At 65.4% G+C, this 14373-nt stretch carries 9 protein-coding genes; 5 read left to right on the top strand and 4 right to left on the bottom strand.

Going from position 1 to position 14373, the window contains the following annotated elements:
* Complete coding sequence (locus N8H22_RS02140) at nt 1-522, bottom strand: LEA type 2 family protein (protein ID WP_264588977.1); 522 nt, start codon at nt 520-522, stop codon at nt 1-3.
* Between the two features lie 490 nt (nt 523-1012).
* Here N8H22_RS02140 and N8H22_RS02135 point away from each other — a divergent pair, with 490 nt between their 5' ends.
* The 5 genes from N8H22_RS02135 to N8H22_RS02115 all read left to right on the top strand — a co-directional run bounded on the left by N8H22_RS02135 (nt 1013) and on the right by N8H22_RS02115 (nt 7499).
* Entirely contained in the window at nt 1013-1171 is a 159-nt protein-coding gene (locus N8H22_RS02135) for a YqaE/Pmp3 family membrane protein (protein WP_264588976.1), read from the top strand.
* Between the two features lie 223 nt (nt 1172-1394).
* Nucleotides 1395-4892 (top strand): response regulator, encoded by a 3498-nt coding sequence (locus N8H22_RS02130; protein WP_264588975.1) that lies wholly within the window; start codon nt 1395-1397, stop codon nt 4890-4892.
* 1 nt (nt 4893) lies between these two features.
* Nucleotides 4894-5712: a CheR family methyltransferase gene (locus N8H22_RS02125; RefSeq protein ID WP_264588974.1), complete on the top strand. Its 819-nt coding sequence runs from the start codon at nt 4894-4896 to the stop codon at nt 5710-5712.
* Nucleotides 5709-6305, top strand: coding sequence for a chemotaxis protein CheB (locus tag N8H22_RS02120; RefSeq protein ID WP_264588973.1), 597 nt, complete (start codon nt 5709-5711; stop codon nt 6303-6305). The genes N8H22_RS02125 and N8H22_RS02120 overlap by 4 nt, the downstream gene beginning before the upstream one ends.
* A 3-nt stretch (nt 6306-6308) precedes the next feature.
* The gene (locus N8H22_RS02115; protein WP_264588972.1) at nt 6309-7499 is read left to right on the top strand and encodes a hybrid sensor histidine kinase/response regulator; all 1191 of its coding nucleotides are present in this window, start codon (nt 6309-6311) and stop codon (nt 7497-7499) included.
* A 52-nt stretch (nt 7500-7551) separates the two neighbouring features.
* On the opposite strand, the gene N8H22_RS02110 is transcribed toward N8H22_RS02115, so the two are convergent.
* The 3 genes from N8H22_RS02110 to N8H22_RS02100 all read right to left on the bottom strand — a co-directional run bounded on the left by N8H22_RS02110 (nt 7552) and on the right by N8H22_RS02100 (nt 14282).
* Complete coding sequence (locus N8H22_RS02110) at nt 7552-9012, bottom strand: protein adenylyltransferase SelO (protein WP_264588971.1); 1461 nt, start codon at nt 9010-9012, stop codon at nt 7552-7554.
* 126 nt (nt 9013-9138) lie between these two features.
* On the bottom strand, nt 9139-12441 hold the full coding sequence (gene mscK, locus N8H22_RS02105; RefSeq protein ID WP_264588970.1) for a mechanosensitive channel MscK: 3303 nt from the start codon (nt 12439-12441) through the stop codon (nt 9139-9141).
* Nucleotides 12442-12536: 95 nt separating this feature from the next.
* Nucleotides 12537-14282: a potassium/proton antiporter gene (locus tag N8H22_RS02100; protein WP_264588969.1), complete on the bottom strand. Its 1746-nt coding sequence runs from the start codon at nt 14280-14282 to the stop codon at nt 12537-12539.
* Nucleotides 14283-14373 lie beyond the last annotated feature (91 nt).

The following is a 14373-nucleotide window of genomic DNA, read 5'->3' as shown; positions in this document are numbered from 1 at the left end:
CTAGGGCGCGCGCCGGTAGGGGCCGGTTGCCGCGCCGGACAGATCCAGGGTGCCCTTCTCGACGAAGCGCTGGGTGCCGAACAGGCCGCCGGCCAGCTTGCCGCGCAGCACGTAGGGCACCTCGTCGAGACCGATGTGCTCGGCCAGGCCGAGTGCCTGCCGGGCGACGGAAAATGCCGAGATAGTCACCGGCACGCTGAGCACGCTCTCGCCGAAGCGTGGCACGGTACCGCGCTGATCGCTGACGCCGCTGGCCAGGCGTCGATCGTTGACTTCCAGACTCAGCGCCACGCCGTCGTATTCGATCGGCGTGGTGTTGGGGTTCTGCAGGCGCAGCTTGACCAGCAGACGCAGCTCCAGCCCTTCGCCGGGCAGCGGCTGGATGCCGGCGACCTGTACGCTGAGCGGATCGCGTGGCGAGAACAGCGCGCAGGACGCAAGACTCAAGGCCAGCAGCGCCAGGCCCAGCAGGCGGGCAGTGCGTGGCGCGGCGTACGACAGCAATGAGTTGAATGTGGGCACGTGGGATTCCTGTTGAAAAAGGGGTGCAGCACTGTGGAGTGACCCTGCGTTCCACCGCCAGGCGATCGGCGCAGGCAATTCACCGAGCAGCATAGCCGACCAGCCAGGCGCGTGACTGCCGTCGCGCGCCCGCGCCCGACTATCGACCTTCCGCCAATGGCAGCGGTAGTGCACCTCTGAAATAGTTAGCAAACTAAGCGCTACGCTTGGTCGCGGTGTTCGCCCACAAGGCGCACGTCGCCGGACGCAGTAAGACCGGTCCCACGACTGGCCGGTCGCGTCTACCCCAGCCGCACCTGAATAAGGTGCAACCTGGCGACCGATCCGGACGCCTCGGAGCTGCCAACCGCTGCCGATCGGCGGCGGTTGCCGTTCCCTCTGCAACCTTTGAGCAGTTCCTGGTCTCGCCGCCGCGGCAACGGAACCGTCGTGCGCGCATCCGGTCGACTGCATAGGCCCTGTTGGCCATTTGCATTCTGGGGAGACCACGATGGACCTGATCCGCATCATTTTTGCCATCCTGCTGCCGCCGCTCGGCGTGTTTCTGCAGGTGGGACTGGGTGGCGCCTTCTGGCTGAACATCCTGCTTACGTTGTTCGGCTACATTCCCGGCATCATTCACGCGGTATGGATCATCGCCCGCCGCTGAAACGATCAGTAAATAAAACAGCCTGACCTGACGTCGGGCTTTTTTGTGCTCGTCGGGCGGCTTGTGTAGAGTCCGGGCACCTGCCGCGGCGGAACCTATCGTGCGCGGAACACTCAAGATCATCCCGAAACACCACGGAATGCCATGACCGTGCAGTCACGCGTCGGACGGTTGCGCCACGCATGTGTCTGACCTGCCATTGGGGCGCCGGAAAGGAAACCAGATGAGCGATTCCTTCATCGATCGAAGCAACTTCAGACGCATCCTCAACCGGAACGTGACCGTGCCACTCGGCTTCGGTTTTCTCAGTGCGTTCTTTTTCAGCGGCATCGTCTATTACCTGCTGGAAGTCAGCCACTGGGTCGACAAATCGGTGCGTGGTGTGGCCCATGCCCACGAGGCGGCGAAGATGATGGGCGACCTTGAGGCCTCGATGCGCGGCTATCTGATCGCCGGCGACGAGGTGTTCCTCGAGCCTTACAACCGCGAGCTGCCGGCGCAGCGCAAGCAGCTGGCCGAGATGAAGGACTACGCGCGGGGCGATGCGATGCAGCTCAGCCGCGTCGATCAGGTGATCGCGTTGCACGAGGAGTGGGTGCGCTTTGCCGAACAGGCGTTCGCCCAGCGCGCCCGTGGCGAGTCGATCGAGGAGTTGGTGCAGGGCGGTCGCGGCCTGAATCTGAGCGGACAGATCCGCGCGCTGCTCAACGATTTCATCGCCACCGAGCGGCAGATTCGCGCTGAGCGCACCGAGCTCAGCGAGACAATCACCACGGCGCTGATCGGCGGCTTCCTGCTGTTCAGCCTGATCTTCAGTGGCCTGCTGGCCTACTTCGGGCGCCGCGACCTGCTCAGCCTGTCCAACACCTACAGCGAATCACTGGAGCGCCAGCAGGCCCATGCCCAGGCACTGGAGAAACAGGCCTGGTACCGCGCCGGGCAGAGCCAGTTGAGTGAGGCAATCATCGGTGAGATGGCGCTGCCGGCGCTGGGTCAGAGCATCCTGCAATTCCTCGCGCGCTATCTCGACGTCGCCGTTGGCGCCCTTTACGTGGTGCAGGACGGCAAGTTGCAGCGGGTCGCCGAGTTCGCCTACGACCCGCAGCAGCTGAACGACAAGCGCACGCTCGAATTCGGTGCCGGCCTGGTCGGCCAGGCGGCGCTCGAGCGGCGCCTGATGGCGCTCGAGCAGCTGCCGGCGGATTACCTCAAGGTCAGCTCGGCGCTCGGCACTACCAGCCCGCGCGCGGTGCTGATCGTGCCGGTCGAGGACAGCGGCATGCTCAATGCGGTGATCGAGCTCTGCTTCCTGCGCCCGTTGCGTGAGGAGGACAGCGAGCTGCTGCGGCGCATCGGTGCGTCGATTGGCGCAGCCATCGAGGCGGCGCGTTATCGCCAGCGTTTGCAACGGGTGCTGGCCGAAACCCAGCAGCTCAACGAGGAACTGCAGGTCCAGCAGGAGGAGCTACGCTCCGCCAACGAGGAGCTGGAGGAGCAGTCCAGCGCGCTGCGCGAGTCGCAGATGCATCTGGAAGAGCAGCAGGCCGAGCTGGAGCAGACCAACGAGCAGCTGGCCGAGCAGGCCGATACCCTGGCCCGTCAGCGCGACGAGATGGATGAGAAGAACGGGCGTCTGCGCGAGGCACAGCTGCTGCTCGAGGAGCGCGCCGACGAACTGCAGCGCGCCAGCCGCTACAAGTCCGAATTCCTCGCCAACATGTCGCATGAGCTGCGCACGCCGCTGAACAGCTCGCTGATCCTTGCCAAGCTGCTGGCCGACAATCCGCTCGGCAATCTGAGCGACGAGCAGGTGCAATTCGCCAGCTCCATCTATTCGGCGGGTAACGATCTGCTTGCCCTGATCAACGACATCCTCGACATCGCCAAGGTCGAGGCCGGCAAGCTCGATGTGCATCCGGAACTGACCATCCTGCCGCGCCTGGCCGAAGGGTTGAAGAGCCTGTTCTTCGCCCAGTCGCTGGAGAAGGCGCTGGAGTTTCACGTCGAGCTGGACGCCGGGCTGCCAACGAGCGTGTACACCGACCGCCAGCGTTTGGAGCAGATTCTCAAGAACCTGCTGGCCAACGCGTTCAAGTTCACCGAAAGCGGCTCGGTGACCCTGCGCATCTCGCCGCGGGCGGACGGGCAGATCGCCTTCGCAGTGACCGATACCGGCATCGGCATCGCGCCGCAGCAGCAGGAGGCGATCTTCGAGGCCTTCCGTCAGGCCGACGGCACCACCAACCGCCGCTACGGTGGCACCGGCCTGGGGCTGTCGATCTCCCGTGAGCTGGCGCAGCTGCTCGGTGGTTCGATCAGCGTGCAGAGCGAGGCCGGGGTTGGCAGCACCTTCACCCTGCTGCTGCCGGAGAACTACGTGGCCGGCGCGCGCGAACCGGAGCCGCCAGCGGCGCCGCTGCCGGCGGTCGCCGCCCCGGTGGCAGCACCCCGCCGGCGACGCCCGGAGGCGCCGCCGAAGGTGGCGAAACCGCTCGTCGAACCGCTTGCCGATGATCGTGACGCCTATCCGTTCAAGGAGCGTTCGGTGCTGGTCATCGAGGACGAACCGCAGTTCGCCTGCATCCTGCGCGAGCTGGCGCACGAGCTGCAGTACAGCTGTCTGATCGCGCAGAACGCCGACGATGGTTTCGACACCGCGCTGCAGTACAAGCCCGATGCCATCCTGCTGGACATGCGCCTGCCCGACCACTCCGGGCTGACCGTGCTCGAGCGGCTCAAGGAGAATCCGGCGACCCGGCACATTCCGGTGCATGTGGTGTCCGTCGAGGATCGCAAGGAGGCCGCCTTGCAGATGGGCGCGGTCGGCTACGCGATGAAACCGACCACCCGTGACGAGCTCAAGGAGGTGTTCAGCCGCCTGGAAGCCAAGCTGGCACAGAAGGTCAAGCGCATCCTGTTGGTCGAGGACGATGCCCGCCAGCGCGAGAGCGTGTCGCGGCTGATCGAGGACATCGACGTGGAAATCACCGCCGTGGAGTACGGCGAGCAGGCCCTCGACCTGCTGCGCAATACGGTGTTCGACTGCATGATCATCGACCTCAAGCTGCCGGACATGGACGGCAGCGAGCTGCTCGAGCGCATGGCCAAGGAGGACATCTGTTCCTTCCCGCCGGTGATCGTCTATACCGGGCGCAACCTCACCCGTGACGAGGAGGCGGCGCTGCTCAAGTACTCGCGCTCGATCATCATCAAGGGCGCGCGCTCGCCGGAGCGCCTGCTCGATGAGGTCACGCTGTTCCTGCACAAGGTTGAATCGGATATGCCGCCCGAACGGCAGAAGATGCTGAAAAGCGCGCGCAGCCGCGAGAAGGCCTTCGAAGGGCGCAAGTTGCTGGTGGTTGACGACGACGTGCGCAACGTCTTCGCCCTGACCAGCGCGCTGGAGCAGAAGGGCGCGGTGGTGGAGATCGCCCGCAATGGCCTGGAAGCGATCGCCAAGCTGCAGCACGACGCCGGCATCGATCTGGTGCTGATGGACATCATGATGCCGGAGATGGACGGCTTCACCGCGATGGAGGAGATCCGCAAGGACCCGCGCTTCGCCAAGCTGCCGATCATTGCGGTGACCGCCAAGGCGATGAAGGACGATCAGGACCGCTGCCTGCGGGCCGGCGCCAACGACTACCTGGCCAAGCCGATCGACCTCGACCGACTGTTCTCGCTGATTCGCGTATGGCTGCCGAAAGTGGAGCTGCTGTGACATGTCCGAGCGCAGCGTCGATATCGAACTGAAGCTGTTGATCGAGGCGATCTACCTCAAGTACAGCTACGATTTTCGCGACTACTCCGGCGCGTCGCTCAAGCGCCGGGTGATGCTCGCGCTCAAGCAGCTCGACTGCCCGAACGTTTCGGCGCTGCAGCGCAAGATTCTCTACGACGCGCAGGCCTTCATGGACCTGCTGCAGTACCTGACCATTCCGGTCAGCGAGATGTTTCGTGATCCCGGCTACTACCGCGCGCTGCGCGAACAGGTGGTGCCGGTGCTGCGTACCTACCCGTCGCTGAAGATCTGGATCGCCGGCTGCAGCACCGGTGAGGAGGTCTACTCGATGGCCATCCTGCTGCGCGAGGAGGGTCTGCTGGAGCGCTCGCTGATCTATGCCACCGACATCAACCCGCGTTCACTGGCGCAGGCGCGGCAGGGAATCTTCCCGATCAACCACCTGCGCAAGTACACCGAGAACTACCAGCAGGCCGGCGGCACGGGCAGCTTCGCCGATTACTACACCGCCGCCTACGACTCGGCGATCATGGACAAGGCGCTGCGGGACAAGGTGACGTTCGCCGACCATAGCCTGGCGACCGACAGCGTGTTCTCCGAAACCCAGCTGATTTCCTGCCGCAACGTGCTGATCTATTTCAACCGGCCCTTGCAGGACCGGGCCTTCGGCCTGTTTCACGAGTCGCTTTGTCATCGCGGTTTTCTCGGCCTGGGCGCCAAGGAAACCGTGGAGTTTTCCGCCTACGCTGGACAGTTCGAGGCGTTCGACAAGCAGGAAAGGATCTTTCGCAAGCTATGAGCAGCGTGGTGTCTGTCGCCGGCAAACGTCAGCCGGCCATCGAGGCGGTGGTCATCGGCACCTCGGCCGGTGGCCTGGCCGCCCTGAGCGTGCTGGTCAACGGCCTGAGCGCTGCCTTCCGGTTGCCGCTGCTGGTGGTGCAGCACATTCCGCCGCATGTGCCGACGCAGCTGGCGGAAATCTTCCGCCGCAAGACCGGGCTGCGGGTCAAGGAGGCCGACGAGAAGGAAGCGGTGCGTGGCGGAACCCTGTATTTTGCCGCGCCCGGCTACCACCTGCTGGTCGAGCGCGATGGCAGCCTGTCGCTGAGCCAGGACGACGTCGTGCACTTTTCCCGGCCTTCGATCGATGTGCTGTTCGAATCCGCGGCCGATGCCTGGGGCCCGCGGGTGGCGGGCATCCTGTTGACCGGCGCCAACGAGGATGGCGCCGCCGGGCTGCAGGCGATTCAGCGTGCCGGCGGCCTGACCATCGTCCAGGATCCGCGAGAAGCGGAGATCGACACCATGCCCAAAGCCGCACTCCAGCGCTTCGCGCCGGACTACATTTTGCCCCTGCGCGACATACACCGATTGTTGCGCGAACTGGAGTGAGTCATGCCCGATCAAACCGATGAGGCGAATCTGCTGATCGTCGACGATCTGCCGGAGAACCTGCTGGCGCTCGGCGCGCTGTTGCAGGCGCCGGGCATCCGCGTGCATCAGGCCGAATCGGCCGAGCAGGCGCTGGAGCTGCTGCTGCGGCACGAATTCGCGCTGGCCATCCTCGACGTGCAGATGCCCGGCATGGACGGCTTCCAGCTGGCCGAGCTGATGCGCGGCACCGAGCGCACCAAGCACATTCCCATCGTCTTCGTCAGCGCCGCCGGGCGCGAGCTCAACTATGCCTTCAAGGGCTACGAGAGCGGTGCGGTGGACTTCCTGCACAAGCCGCTGGACGCCCACGCGGTGCGCAGCAAGGCCAGCGTGTTCGTCGACCTCTATCGCAACCGCAAGCGTATGGCGCGCCAGCTGGAGGCGCTGGAGAAGAGCCGCCGCGAGCAGGAGGTGCTGCTCGACGAGCTGCGCAGCACCCAGGCCGAGCTGGAGAACGCCGTGCGCATGCGCGACGACTTCATGTCGATCGTCTCCCATGAGCTGAAGACGCCGCTCAACACGCTGATTCTCGAGGTGCAGCTGCGCAAGCTGCAGCTGGCGCGCAACAACCTTGCGGCATTCAGCGAGGACAAGCTGCGCAGCATGGTCGACAAGGATGAGCGGCAGATCCAGAGTCTGATCCGCCTGATCGACGACATGCTCGACGTGTCTCGCATCCGTACCGGCAAGCTGTCGATCCGGCCATCGCGCCTCGATCTGGTGCAACTGGTGGCCCATGTGGTGGAGAGCTTCGCCGCGCAGATGGAGGCCAAGGGCTGCACGCTGCACTTCCAGCAGACCGAATCGATCATCGGCGTATGGGATGCCTTCCGTATCGAGCAGGTCGTCGCCAATCTACTGACCAACGCCATGCGCTACGGTGCCGGCCAGCCGGTGCAGGTGAGCGTGACCCGCTGTGCGGAGGGTGCCTGTATCGAGGTGCGCGACCACGGGATCGGCATCCGGCCGGAGAGCCTGGCGCGGATCTTCTGCCAGTTCGAGCGCGCCGAGGGCAGCGAGAGCAGTGCCGGGCTGGGGCTCGGGTTGTTCATCGCCGAGCAGATCGTCAAGGCGCATGACGGTCGCATTCAGGTCGAGAGCGAGGAGGGGCAGGGCGCGTTGTTTAGGGTGCTGCTGCCCTTGAATCCGTAGGGCGCTGTTGCGGAGTGGCGATCAGGCGTGAGCGGCGCGGGTTGCACCGGACCTACGACGAACAGCTGATCTCCAGATGTTTGCCCCATTCCGGCGGGCGCTCGGCATAGCGCTGCATGCCGGGTTGCTCGTCGAAGGGGCGGCTGAGCACCGCATGCAGCTCTCGCACCGGGCCGTAGTCGCCCTGTTCGGCGGCCTCGATGGCCTGTTGCGCCAGGTAGTTGCGCAGGATGTACTTCGGGTTGACCGCGTGCATGCGCGCCTGGCGGGAGTCCGGCGTGGCGTTTTCGCGGGCGCTACGCGCGCAGTAGTCGGCGGCCCAGGCGTCGAAACCGGCGAGGTCGATGAAATCCTCGCGCAGACGCTGCACCGCCTGCGCTGCCGGGCGATCGCCGAGTTCGCGGAAGAAACGCGTGTAATCCACGGTGCTGTCCTGCATGAGCTGCAGCAGCCGACGGGTCAGCCTGTCGTCCTCCGCCTCGGCCTGGGTGAAACCGAGCCGGCGACGCATCAGGTCCAGCCATTCGGCTTCGTAGAGCGGCAGGAACAGCTCCATCGTTTCGCGCAAGCGCTGCACCTCGACGAAGGGCGTCAGCGTCTGGGCCAGCGCGGCGAGGTTCCAGTGGGCGATGGGCACCTGGTTCTCGAACGAATAACGACCGCCGTCGTCGGAGTGGTTGCAGACGAAGCGCGCGTCGAAATCGTCGAGGAAGGCGTAGGGACCGAAATCGAAGGTGATGCCGAGGATCGACATGTTGTCGGTGTTCATCACCCCGTGGCAGAAGCCGTAGGCCTGCCAGCGCGCGACCAGCGCGGCGGTGCGCTCGAGCACTTCGCGAAACAGTGCGAGGTACGGCTGCGGATGTTCGCCCAGCGCGGGAAAGTGCGCCGCGATGACATGATCGAACAGCTGCTTCAGCTCGGCGTGCTGGCGGGTGTAGTAGAAGAACTCGAAATGGCCAAAGCGCACGTGACTGGGCGCCAGGCGCAGCAGCATGGCACCGCGCTCCTGGCGCTCGCGGTACACCGGCGTCGCCGAGCTGGTGACGCATAGCGCCCGTGAGCTGGGAATGCCCAGCGCATGCAGGTGTTCGCTGGCGAGGAACTCGCGGATCGACGAGCGCAGCACGGCACGACCGTCGCCCATGCGCGAGTAGGGCGTCTTGCCGGCGCCCTTCAGGTGCAGGTCCCAGCGTTCGCCGGCCGCGTTGACCACTTCGCCGAGCAGCAGGCCGCGGCCATCGCCCAGCTGCGGGTTGTAGCTGCCGAACTGATGACCGGAATAGACCATCGCCCGCGGCTCGGCGGTGGACCAGATCTTGTGTCCGGAGAACAGCTCGGTGAACAGCGGCTGCTCGACCTCGGCCGGGTTCAGGTCGAGCAGCGCCAGTGCGGCTTCGCTGACCACCACCAGGCGCGGATCGGCCAGCGGCTGTGGCTCGACGGCGGTCGAGAACGCGTCGCCGAGGCGGGCGAAGCGATTGTCGAAGTGCAGCTCGGTAAGGGTCTTCACGATGGCTCCGCAAGTGTGCCCGGCAGCGGGGCGGTGAATGTGCGGCGGCAGAGCGGCGCGGGGTTTCGCGGCACGCTGCACCAGCGGCCCGTTCAGTCAGATTAGGCCCTTACCGCGCAGTGGGGTTCAGCTTGGATCCGGATCCTTGATCAGCGGGCCGCCCGTCACGATCGGCTGGTTCTTCGGCAGCAGCAGCTCATGTCCGGCGCGGTCCTTCAGGTGTACGTCCAGCTGGCGGAAGGCGATGACGATGCCGCGCTCGCGGAATTCGCGGTCGACGCGGCGGTTGATCTCGTCGATCACCGGGTTGCGGTCGCCAAGGTCGCGCACGTGCAGGCGCAGCTCGTGCTCCAGCCGGCTTTCGCCGAAGCTGAGGAAGAACACCTGTGGCTCCGGGTCCTTGAGCACGCGGGGGTTTTCCTGCGCGGCCTGCAGCAGCAGCTCACGGACCTGCTCGAGATCCGAGCCGAACTCCACGCCGATGCGAATGGTGACGCGGGTGACGGTATCGCTCAGCGACCAGTTGAGCAGCTGGTCGGTGACGAAGGTCTTGTTCGGGACGATGATTTCCTTGTGGTCGAAATCGGTGATGGTGGTGGCGCGGATGCGGATGCGGCTGACCGTGCCGGACAGATTGCCGATGGTCACCACGTCGCCGATGCGCACCGGCTTCTCGAACAGGATGATCAGGCCGGAAACGAAGTTGGCGAAGATCTCCTGCAGGCCGAAGCCGAGGCCCACCGACAGCGCTGCCACCAGCCACTGCAGCTTGTCCCAGCTGACGCCCAGGGTCGACAGCGTGGAGACGATGCCGGTGCCGACCAGGGTGTAGGACAGCAACGTGCCGGTGGCGTAGGCGCTGCCGGGCGCCAGATTCAGTCGCGAGAGCACCGCGACCTCGAGCAGACCGGGCAGGTTGCGGGCCAGCACCAGGGTGATGACGACGATCGTCAGGGCGCCGAGCAGGTCGTTCAGGCTGATCGCCGAGGTGGTCAGCGTGTCGCCGCTGCCGCTGCTGAACTCGTAGAGGGTGACGTTATCCAGGTACGACACCACCGAGATCAGGTCCGACCAGACCCAGTACAGCGCGACGACGAACAGGCCGAAAGTGGCCAGGCGAGTCAGACGCAGCGATTGCTGGTTGACCTGTTCGATGTCCAGCCCCGGTTCCTCGAGGGTTTCCAGTGTCTCGGCATTGCCGTTCTCCTCGCTCGCCTGACGTTTGGCCAGCGCCCGCTGGTAGGCCAGGCGGCGCGCGGCGATGGTCAGTGAGCGAACCAGGGTGGCTTCCAGCGCGACCCAGGCCATCAGCAGGTAGAGGGTGTCGATCAGTCGTTCGGTCAGTTTCAGCGCCGTGTAGTAGTAGCCCATGCCGACCACGACGATCAGCAGCAGCGGCAGCACGCTGAACAACATGCCGAGCAGCAGCCGTCCGTGCGGCGCGTTCTCGCTGGCCGGGCCCTTGCGCAGGATGCGCGCCATCCGCCAGCTCATCAGCGCATAGCAGGCCATGACTACGACGAAGCCCAGCACGTCCTCGGCGAGGTTGGCCGGTTGCTGCTCGGCGATACTCACCACGACCACCAGCGCCAGCACCACCAGCCCCAGGCGACGCACCTCGTCGCGCAGGAAGGCGACTTGCGGCTGCGACCAGCGGAAATGCAGCTCGGCCACCCGCCCCGGCGAGAGCATGCGGTAGGCGGTGTAGAACACCAGCCAGGCCTGGGCCATCTCGTACAGCGCGGCGCCGAGGCCGAGGTTCTGCCCGCGGGCATCCATCTGCAGCAGGTAGCCGCACAGGGCGAGAAACAGCGCACCGGGCAGCGCCAGCAGCAGGTTGAGCAGCAGCGCCAGCGGCGTGTGTAACTGGCTGTCGTTACGGAAGTGGCCGACGTCGCGGCTCAGTGCATCGAGCTTGGTGTTGATCGCCTGGCGGCGCCAGAGCAGGAAGGCGATCAGCAGCAGCAGCGGCAGGAAGAACGCCGGTCGTTCCTTCAGCCCGGCGCCGAGTTCGGCCAGCACCGAGCCCCAGGGAATGGTGCTGAGCTGGCGTTCCAGACGCCGCGGCACGCTGCTCAGCCAGCTCAGATCCAGCGGCTTGTTGCTGGGAATCCAGAACATCTGCTCGTCGAGTGTCGCGCTGAGCACCTTCGCGGTGTCGTGCAGCTGCTTCTGGTTCAGCTGCAGGGTGATCGACTCGTTGAGCAGCGCATTGAGCTCGCGGTTGAGCCGGTCGAGCAGTTCGCTGCGAGTGTTGACCAGTTCCAGCAGGGCGGCGCGCAGTTCCGGCGTCACCTCTTCGGGCGGCTGTTTGGCCAGCAGCTGATCGACGTAGGTTTCCGGATTGCCGGCGGCTTCGCGGGCCTGGTTCAGTTCGAACTGGTAGAGCCGCAGGTCGGCGATCTCGTCGGCGAGGTTCTTGTCCAGCTGCACCTTGGGCAGGGTCAGCTTCTGCTGGTAGAGGATCTTCGACAGCAACAGGCTGCCTTCGAGCACGCTGATCTGCTCTTCCAGCGCCTGGTCGGTCTGGTTCAGCGTGTCGAGCTGCTGGCGGGTCCGCAGGTTCTGCTGGTTGAGGCTGTTCAGGCGCTCGGTGGCGCGCAGCAGGTAGTCGGAAAGCTTGAGGTTCTCCGCGCTCTCGGCGGCCAGCAGTGTGTCGGAACCGGCCTGCTGGGCCTTGGCCGACAGCTCGGCGACGGTCTGTTCGGACTCGGCGCGGCGCTTCTCGTTGATCAGTGCCTGCAGCGTCTGGGTTTCCAGCTCGGCGCGGGCGATACGCTCGGCGAGCAGGTCGCGGCGTGCCTTGCCGAGGTCCTGCATCAGGCTGTTCCCGGCCAACTCCTGGCGGCGCAGTTCGATCTGCACGCTGAGGGTTTCGATCTCCGCATTCAGCAGATTGCGCTGTTCGTCGCTGATGCTCTTGCCGCCTTCGCGGCTGCTCTTGAGCTGCGCGTTGAGCTCCTGAATACGCGCCTGGGCGCTGCCGATTGCGGCTTGGGCGCGTTCGGGACGCGTCTGCGCTGCGATGATCAGGCTGTTGGCAGCGCTGAGCTGCTTCTGCCACTCGGCCAGTTCCTCGAGCCGTGCAGCCAGGCGCTGATCGAGCGCATCGACGCTCAGGCTGGCGTAGCGTTGGGCCGGGTCTTCGGCCGGGCTGGCCTTGAGCGTGGCCAGCTCGCGCCGCGCCTCGCTGATTTCTTTGGGCGCCTGGGTGATCTGTGTCTTGCGCTCTTCGAGCTGTTTGCGCGCGGCTGCGGTTTGCTCGGCCTGCTGCTGGATCTGCTCGGCGAGAGATGGGCCCGCGGGTTTCGCTTCGCCCTCGGCGGCCGGTTTGCTGCCGGTGATATCCAGCGCCTGCGCCTGTAGGGACGGCGAGCTGAGTGTGAGGGCGGCGAGGGCCGCCAGCAGGAGGGTGCGCAAAGAAGACATGGGTGCAATCGATGTACAGAGGGACTGCTGAGTCTACGGGCTGTGCCGGGCGAGTGCGAGTTTACGAGACGGGCGCACGAGCGCCCGTGGTAGCGTCAGAACATCAGTTGCGGGCCGGGCTTTTCGCCCTCGGGAAACTTGAGGCCGACCTTGCGCACTTCGCCGCCTTCCATTACGGCGATGGTCCAGGTCATGCCATTCCATTCGACTTGGTCGCCGACCACCGGCTGACCGCCGACCAGGCGGCCGATGAACGGGCCGATCGCCTGAGTCGCGTCGATCTCACCCAGCTTCAGCCCGTACAGCGCGGCGATGGCGCCCAACTCGGCTTCACCTTCGAGAATGAAGTCGCCGAAGAACCGCAGATCCTGGCCGCGCTTGGGTGCCTGGCTGAACAGCTTGCCGAGCGCCGGCAGATCCTCGTCGTGGCCGACCACGCAGAGGATGTCGTCGACCTCCAGGCGGGTGCTGCCGGAGGGGTGCAGCAGCTCGGTGCCGCGAAACAGCGCGGCGATGCGTGTACCCGGCGGCATCTTCAGCTCGCGCAGGGCGGCGCCGACGCACCATTTCTTCGCGTTCAGCCGGTAGACGAACAGTTCCCACTGGCTGGTGGTGTGCACTTGCAGGCCGGTGCGCGAGATCGGCGCCGGCGCCGGCGGAACCTCGACCTTGGCCTTGCGTGCCGCCCAGCCGAGGGTAGTGCCCTGCAGCAGCAGCGACACCAGCACGATGAAGAACGCCACGTTGAAGAACAGCTGCGCATTGTCCAGCCCGGCCATCAGCGGGAACACCGCCAGAATCACCGGCACCGCGCCGCGCAGGCCGATCCACGAGATGAACAGCCGTTCGCGCAGGTGGAAACCCTTGAACGGCAGCAGACCGACGAATACCGACAACGGACGGGCGAACAGGATCATCCACAGCGACAGCGCCAATGCCGGCAGGGCGATCGGCATCAGCTCGCTCGGTGTCAGCAGCAGGCCGAGCACCAGGAACATGCCGATCTGGCTGAGCCAGGCCAGGCCGTCGAACATGTGCAGGATTCCGTAGCGATTGCGGATCGGCCGGTTACCCAGCAGCAGTCCGCAGACATACACCGCGAGGATGCCGCTGCCCCCGACGGCACCGGAGATGGCATAGATCAAGATGCCGCCGCTGACTGCCAGCAGCGGGTAGAGGCCGTCGGCCACCTTCAGGCGGTTGATCAGTTGCAGCAGCAGCCAGCCGCCAAGCAGGCCGAGCATGATGCCGATCCCGAACTGCTGGAACAGGCTGAGCAACACGGCCCAGCTGAAGGAGGTCTGGCCCGAGGCGATCATGCCGATCAGGGTTACGGTGAGGAACATCGCCATCGGATCGTTGCTGCCCGATTCGATCTCCAGTGTGGAGCCGACCCGCTCGTTGAGGCCCTTGCCGTTGAGCAGGTTGAACACCACCGCGGCGTCGGTGGAACCGACGATCGCGCCGATCAGCAAGCCCTCGATCAGCTCCAGGTCGAACAGCCAGGCCGCCGCGACCCCCGTCAGGCCTGCGGTGATCGCCACGCCGACGGTGGCCAGCGACATCGAGGGCCAGAGCGCCACGCGGAAGGTGGCCTTGCGTGTACGCATCCCGCCGTCGAGCAGGATGACCGCCAGCGCCAGGTTGCTGATGACGAAAGCCAGCTGGTAGTCCTCGAAGACGATACCGCCGATGCCGTCGACGCCGGCGAGCATGCCCACGGCGAGGAATATGACCAGGATCGGCACGCCGAGACGTGCCGAAAGGGAACTCATCAGGATGCTCGCAGCAACCAACAAGGCACCGATGAAAAACAGGTGGTTGATGTTGCCTACGTCCAAACGCGCTCTCCCAGGTTGATACCGCTGCACGCATGCAGGGGGCATGCCAGCGATTCTAACCTGATGATTTGACAGGCTGTCAAAAAAACGC

The sequence above is a fragment of the Stutzerimonas sp. S1 genome, from assembly GCF_025966695.1.
GTDB lineage: Bacteria > Pseudomonadota > Gammaproteobacteria > Pseudomonadales > Pseudomonadaceae > Stutzerimonas.
Note: the sequence above shows the minus strand (reverse complement) of the source record. Positions and strands in the feature narration are given on the sequence as shown.

Excerpts from the sequence above, each read along its gene's own strand:
- mscK (WP_264588970.1), bottom strand. The coding sequence starts at position 12,441 with ATGTCTTCTTTGCGCACCCTCCTGCTGGCGGCCCTCGCCGCCCTCACA.
- N8H22_RS02120 (WP_264588973.1), top strand. The coding sequence starts at position 5,709 with ATGAGCAGCGTGGTGTCTGTCGCCGGCAAACGTCAGCCGGCCATCGAG.
- N8H22_RS02125 (WP_264588974.1), top strand. The coding sequence starts at position 4,894 with ATGTCCGAGCGCAGCGTCGATATCGAACTGAAGCTGTTGATCGAGGCG.
- N8H22_RS02135 (WP_264588976.1), top strand. The coding sequence starts at position 1,013 with ATGGACCTGATCCGCATCATTTTTGCCATCCTGCTGCCGCCGCTCGGC.
- N8H22_RS02130 (WP_264588975.1), top strand. The coding sequence starts at position 1,395 with ATGAGCGATTCCTTCATCGATCGAAGCAACTTCAGACGCATCCTCAAC.
- N8H22_RS02115 (WP_264588972.1), top strand. The coding sequence starts at position 6,309 with ATGCCCGATCAAACCGATGAGGCGAATCTGCTGATCGTCGACGATCTG.